Origin of the sequence: Kitasatospora sp. NPDC059817 (assembly GCF_042731835.1) — a bacterium.
In the GTDB taxonomy this organism is placed as follows: domain Bacteria; phylum Actinomycetota; class Actinomycetes; order Streptomycetales; family Streptomycetaceae; genus Kitasatospora.
Genome location: NZ_JBHWIR010000267.1, coordinates 1 through 5,575, shown reverse-complemented (window position 1 = coordinate 5,575; position 5,575 = coordinate 1). Strand labels below are relative to the sequence as shown.

Annotated in this window: 6 protein-coding genes and 1 pseudogene; 6 read left to right on the top strand and 1 reads right to left on the bottom strand. The window is 68.7% G+C overall.

Annotated features, from left to right (window positions below):
• Nucleotides 1–519: 519 nt before the first annotated feature.
• Complete coding sequence (locus ACFV61_RS32855) at nucleotides 520–1,275, top strand: TetR/AcrR family transcriptional regulator (RefSeq protein WP_380495654.1); 756 nt, start codon at nucleotides 520–522, stop codon at nucleotides 1,273–1,275.
• A 179-nt stretch (nucleotides 1,276–1,454) separates the two neighbouring features.
• Here ACFV61_RS32855 and ACFV61_RS32850 read toward each other — a convergent pair whose 3' ends face one another.
• A complete protein-coding gene (locus ACFV61_RS32850) occupies nucleotides 1,455–1,736 on the bottom strand; it encodes a transposase (RefSeq protein ID WP_380426483.1) in 282 nt (93 codons plus the stop codon).
• Nucleotides 1,737–2,582: 846 nt separating this feature from the next.
• Here ACFV61_RS32850 and ACFV61_RS32845 point away from each other — a divergent pair.
• From ACFV61_RS32845 to ACFV61_RS32825, 5 genes and pseudogenes are all read left to right on the top strand, one after another.
• A complete protein-coding gene (locus ACFV61_RS32845) occupies nucleotides 2,583–2,924 on the top strand; it encodes a hypothetical protein (protein ID WP_331745277.1) in 342 nt (113 codons plus the stop codon).
• Between the two features lie 399 nt (nucleotides 2,925–3,323).
• Complete coding sequence (locus tag ACFV61_RS32840) at nucleotides 3,324–3,929, top strand: hypothetical protein (protein WP_380342210.1); 606 nt, start codon at nucleotides 3,324–3,326, stop codon at nucleotides 3,927–3,929.
• 131 nt (nucleotides 3,930–4,060) lie between these two features.
• Nucleotides 4,061–4,391 (top strand): annotated as a pseudogene (locus tag ACFV61_RS32835) (transposase family protein); the annotation flags it as partial.
• 75 nt (nucleotides 4,392–4,466) lie between these two features.
• Complete coding sequence (locus ACFV61_RS32830) at nucleotides 4,467–5,051, top strand: transposase (protein ID WP_380495653.1); 585 nt, start codon at nucleotides 4,467–4,469, stop codon at nucleotides 5,049–5,051.
• Between the two features lie 28 nt (nucleotides 5,052–5,079).
• The gene (locus tag ACFV61_RS32825) at nucleotides 5,080–5,526 is read left to right on the top strand and encodes a hypothetical protein (RefSeq protein WP_380342216.1); all 447 of its coding nucleotides are present in this window, start codon (nucleotides 5,080–5,082) and stop codon (nucleotides 5,524–5,526) included.
• Nucleotides 5,527–5,575: the final 49 nt, after the last annotated feature.

Here is a 5,575-nt window from a genome sequence, read left to right as displayed (position 1 = left end):
GAGGGGGGGCGCGGGGGCGCGGGCCCGGGGGCCGCCGCCCCCCGCCCCGGGGCCCCCCGCGGCGCCGCAAGCGCGCAGGCGCCGCCGGCGGGAAACGGAGAGGGGATTCATGAGGCCTCCAGCCGCACGATGGACGTCTTCGGCAGGTGTGGGTGCGTCCGGGCACGGAGTCCCGTCCGTACTGCGCAGGCCGTGGCGGACCCACGGCGGTACTTGGTGACGAAGCGTCATCAAGTCTGCACCCGTACGTTAGCCGCCGCGCCCACGAACCGGCAGACCGTCAGATCACCAACGCTCCAAGGACCTTAGGCCGCGCACCGCGGCGCCCCCGCGCCACGATGCCCAGGCGCCCGGCCCCGTTCACGGGAACGGGCAGCACACCCCCCGGACCGCTTCCCGGGCCGGGCTCGTCCACCCGCGACCCGCCCCCGCCGACCCGCCCCCGCACCAAAACAGAGCAGAGATTCTGTACAGCCCCCTCCGCCAGCAGAACGTCAATTCTTCTTGACACAGGGCGCAGTGCCACGGCTCACCGACACACGCAAAGAACTCCGGCGCACCCAGATCACCGAGGCCGCCGTACGCTGCTTCAGCCGCAACGGCCTGGAGCGGACCTCGATCGCCGACATCACGGCCGAGTCCGGCCTCTCGGCCGGCTCGATCTACGCCCACTACCGCAGCAAGGCCGACCTGGTCCACGCCTCCGCCCACGCGCTGCTCGCCGAACGCGCCGAAGCCCTCGGCGAGTACGCCGCGAGCGACAGCCCACCCGACCCCGCCGAGGCCCGGGCCGGCGTGCAGACCTGGGACGAGGCGACCACCAACCCGGCCATCCGCCACATCGTCGCCGACACGGTCGACCGGATGCGCGCCCATCCAGGCAGTCAGCGGCCCGTCGAAGTCGACCGCGACCAGCGGCCCCAGCCGCCGGCGCCCCACCCGCTCGCCCAGCCGCCGGCAGAACGCCCCGTCCGCCGGCAGCGCCCGGGGCCGCCCGGCCCCGCTGTCCCGCCACACCAACTCGGCCATCACCGGATCCAGCAGCGCATGCGCGACCTCCACCACCTTGGGGAGGACCGCCGCATCACGCGCCACCGCCCGCCAGTACCAGAAATCGCCGCCCGCGTCCCCGCCCGCCAGGGTGTGCAGCCGCGCCGGCCACCTCACCGCCCCCGTGCCCACTCCGGGCACGGGGGCCACGAGCTGCTCGCTGCCGTCCGCGGCCCGCCCCAGAGCCCTACTCACCACACGGCAGCAACGGCAGGAGCGCGATGACTTCCTCGACGAACTCCTTCGCGACAGGTTTCCCAAGCGTGGGCTCCGGCAGTGCCCCCGCCAGCGCAGACCTTCAAGGAGCAGATACGCCCCGAAACGTCGTGACCAACCCAGCCCGTCCATCAGAGCTGACTGCCAGATCCTCATCGCCGAACCGCCAGTGATGCACGGGTATGCGCTTAACTGAGCGGCATTGAGGCGGCCTTGAGGATCTCGCAGGACCGGCGAAGCTCGGCGTTCTCCTTGCGCAGAACGGCCAGCTCCTCCTTCTCCATGGTGGTCAGCCGGTCGTCACGCTCGCCCCGGTCCGCTTCGTCCTGACGGATCCAGTTCCGCAGGGCCTCGTGGTGAACTCCGAGATCGCGGGCCATCTGCCGGATCACGGGCTTCGGATCGGTAGCCCGGTACGCGGGAACAGCGCGCTGCCACAACTCGGGCGGGTATTTCATCGGTGCAGCCATGACAGAGACTCCCTTCTCATGGTCCATCAGGCCATGTCCGGCAACCTTCCGCACCTCGGGGGAACCTCAAGCCGGTGCGGGGTCTGCGTCCAGGCAGTGCCCGTTCCAGGCGTTCACGATTTGGCCCGTGTCGGTGAAATACCACTGCTGGTTCCTGGGCTGGTGGTCCCATCCTTGCCACGAGTAGCGGGTGATGGCGCTGCCGTTGCTGTCCTGCAGTACCGCGTCTAGGGTTCGCGCGTCGTAGGTGGCGGCCCCCGGTCCGACCGTTCACCGAGGCGAGGGCCCAATTCTGCCAGTCCGGCCCGTTGCAGTCCCACCCGTAGACCTGGCCGCCGTTCCAGGACTGACCGGGATGGAGCAGGTGCCACGGAATGTCCTTCTCCGCGCAGCGGTACTCGCCCCAACTGGTCTTGCCGATGGGGTAGCGCCGGGCAAGCTCGCGGACAGTGACCCCCGACGTCACCTCCCGCACGAACCGGGCCAGGGCATCCGCCTCCTCGGTCTCCCCCTTGAACCGCCCCTGCGGACGTCCAGCACCAGCCGCCCCGTGCCCCCTTGCCCTTGTCCGCGGCCAAACCGGATTGTCCGCTGCCCACTTGGCCATCGATCGGCCCCTTGTAGATGGACAATCAAACAGGCCGCACTGTGGAGTCTCCACCGGCTCTTCGGACAACTTGCAGGGTCCCGTGAAACAGCCGTCTGCGCGTATGGGCACGATCGGCTGAGCACGCCGGCGGAGTCCCCTCCGAGAGCGCGGCGCCAGGGGGATGGCCACACCGGGGCACGCTGCCAAGGAATCGGAACCGGATCACTCGGCAGGAAGCACGAAAGAAGGAGGCTCTAATGATCAAGCGAGCGGCAGGGGCGGTACTACCCGTTCTCGCGGCGACGATACTGCTGGCCGCCAGCCCGGCCAGTGCCGCTGGGACCGGCTGGTCGAGCTGCGACCGCGGCCTGTGCGACTACGCCTATGTGGAAGGCGCGATCGGGACAATCACCGATGACAGTGACGATGGCATCGGCGCGGGCCTGGATCTCTACCTCTCCAACGGCGAACCGCACGCCATCACCCTCGACGGCCTGGGATCAAAGGCACGAACCTACAACTACCGCATCGTGCAGGCCAGGATTTGCAACTGGAACGGCAGTCGCCTCTCCTCGTGCGGCGTCTGGAAGCACTTCTAACTACTTGGGAACCCCGGCGTACCAGCGCCAGCTGGTGCGCCGGGGTGGGCCGGGGAGCGCCGCACCCACCCCGGCAGCAAACCGGATCAGCGCGAAACGCAGTCTTTGCGGCAGGCACGGCGGTGGCCGCCGCATGCACGGGCGGCTCGGCATGAGCGGCCCGACCACCCGTCACGGTAAACCGCGCATCTACTGCGGCGACGGGCAGCTCGGCCAGGAGCAGCACACGCGTTTTCGCAAGTGAGCGGATCCGGCCACCCTGGGGGCCGGCCTGCCGGCGGACCAATGGCAGCCTGCCCCCGGGATCGGAAACCCAGCTGGATCCGGTTCCGGATCCGAAACCGACTGCACGTCAATTCCTTCTGTCCACCTAACCATTGACGATACAGGAGCTCCCGGATGGCTGGTTCACGTACCCTTCGCCCGGCAGCAGCCCTGGCCGCCGCCGCGACGGCCGTCACCGTGCTGCTCGCCCAGGCACCCGCCGCGACGGCCGCCCCCACCCCGCTGGCCCCGTACCTTCTGCCCACCCCGCACCTTCCGCCGCTCCCCCCGGACGCCGCCGCCGTCCCCGGGGCAGCCGTGTACGTGGACCAGCACACCGCAACGGCGGGCACGCTGCTGACCGTCACCCTGTCCCTGACCAACACCGAGTCGACCGACATCAACTTCGTCTACGAGTTCCTTCAGGCGACCTGGCCCGAGAACCAGAACCAGAACGCCTACGCCGTCGTCTCCTGCACCGGCGACATCACCGACTGCACCCACACCGACAAGAACGCGGCGCTCCACCTCAACACGCCGATTCCCCCGGGAGCCACCCGTACCGTGAAGGTCGGCGTCCAGATTCCCGCGGACCTCTCCTGCCGCCAGCAGCTCAACCTCAACTGGGTGCCCTACATCTACTACGAGTTCAACAACGCGACCCAGGCGAAGGACCAGAACTGGCAACAAGGCCTGCCCGCACTGCAGACCACCATCCTCTGCCCTGCCCAACCCGCCTGACCGCCGCCCTGCGCACCGCCGTCCCGGAACGGGAGTGTCATGAATTCGGCCCTGTCCCGTAATCGGTGGTACCGAAGGGTCACCGGCATCGTTGGCATGGCGTGCTGGATGTCAACGAGCCTGTGAGTGTGGTGTTTTCGGGGTTGTCGACACTGGTCATCGAGGACGTGGCAGATGAAGCCGGCTGGATCCGGGTGACAGCGCAGACCCGGGACGATCCGGCGCCGTGCCCCGCATGCGGGACGCCTACGGGGCGGGGCACGGGTTCCACGGGAGGGTGGTCGCGGACGTGCCAGTGGACGGACCGCGGGTCGTCGTCTCGGTGAGGTTGCGGCGACGGTGTGCCCGGTGCTCTGCCGCCCGCGGCAGACGTTCCGCGAGCAGATTCCCGGAGTCGTCGAGCGCTACCATCGCCGGACCAACCGCCTGGCCGACCAACCCGGCGAGGTCGTGCAGGAGTTACTGACTTCGGCGCTTCGGGGTGATTGGCCTGTTCATGTAGCTGACTGATGGTCACTTGCGCGCTATGTCGTAGGTATGCGATATGTGGATGGGGGCGGGCTGACGGCGAAAGGTCGCCAGCGTCGCGAGGAGGTGCGGCTGGAGGCCGCCGGGTTGTTCGCCGATGGGCTGGGGCCGCCGGAGGTCGCCCGCAGGTTGCGGGTGAGCTCGAAGTCGGCCTATCGGTGGCGCCAGGAGTGGATGGAGGGCGGGGTGGCGGCCCTGGCCTCACGAGGGACGAGCGGCCGGCGTTGCAAGCTGTCCGCGCGCTGCCAGGAGAAGCTGGCCGCCTACCTTGAGCAGGGCCCGGCCGCTCACGGCTGGGACGAGGACCAGGTGTGGACCGGCGCGCGGGTGGCGACGCTGATCGGCCGGAAGTTCCATGTGTGGCCTCGCGCAGCAGGGGCGCGGCCGTGCCCGTGGGTCACCGGCGCCCGCCACGTCTCGACCGGGTATCCGTTCGGGCCCGGCGCGCTCTCCAGCTCGGCGGCCGAAACGTCTGGCCGCTTGCGCGGCTTGGTCACCGTGTCCGGTCACAGAGGGTTTCCGGTTCATTATCGCGACCTTCCGGCCAACTCGTGGCGGGGCTGGTGGTTGCGTCGGCCATCGATGTTGACATAGGCATATCAGCAATGGAGAGGGGTGGATTATGGCGAAGCGGATGGGACTGGTGTCAGCGACCGTGATGCTGGCTGTGTCGGCCGCGCTCGTGGGGCCGGCCGTCGGCACAGCGGCGGCGACCTCCAGGACCGTTACGGACGTGACGAACGAGGCCACCTGGCGTCCAGGGACTCAGTTCGGGAACACCGTGCAGATTCATCGCTACACGAAGAGCGACGGGCACAACTACGTCGACAGCTGGCTCCAAGCACTCGACGGCAATACGGTTGCCTATTACTACGACCGTTCGTACAACGGCGGCAAGACATGGGACTCGTTCGTCAACCGGATCTACACCCAAACCGGCGCCTCCCTGCCTGAGAAGTACGACGACGGCGGTGTCTGGTACCGGGCGTGCGGCGCGAGCGAGTGGCTCGGAAGCCCCTACACAAACCCTCAGTGGACCTACAACATCGCCTGCACTGGTTGGTACTAGTGCTGCTCCCCGGAAATACGTGGAGGGGAGAAGATCAGGCTGCTTTGAG

What these genes read in the sequence shown, in the direction of transcription:
- ACFV61_RS32850 (WP_380426483.1), bottom strand. Translation starts at nt 1,736, where the DNA reads ATGGCTGCACCGATGAAATACCCGCCCGAGTTGTGGCAGCGCGCTGTT.
- ACFV61_RS32845 (WP_331745277.1), top strand. Translation starts at nt 2,583, where the DNA reads ATGATCAAGCGAGCGGCAGGGGCGGTACTACCCGTTCTCGCGGCGACG.
- ACFV61_RS32840 (WP_380342210.1), top strand. Translation starts at nt 3,324, where the DNA reads ATGGCTGGTTCACGTACCCTTCGCCCGGCAGCAGCCCTGGCCGCCGCC.
- ACFV61_RS32830 (WP_380495653.1), top strand. Translation starts at nt 4,467, where the DNA reads ATGCGATATGTGGATGGGGGCGGGCTGACGGCGAAAGGTCGCCAGCGT.
- ACFV61_RS32825 (WP_380342216.1), top strand. Translation starts at nt 5,080, where the DNA reads ATGGCGAAGCGGATGGGACTGGTGTCAGCGACCGTGATGCTGGCTGTG.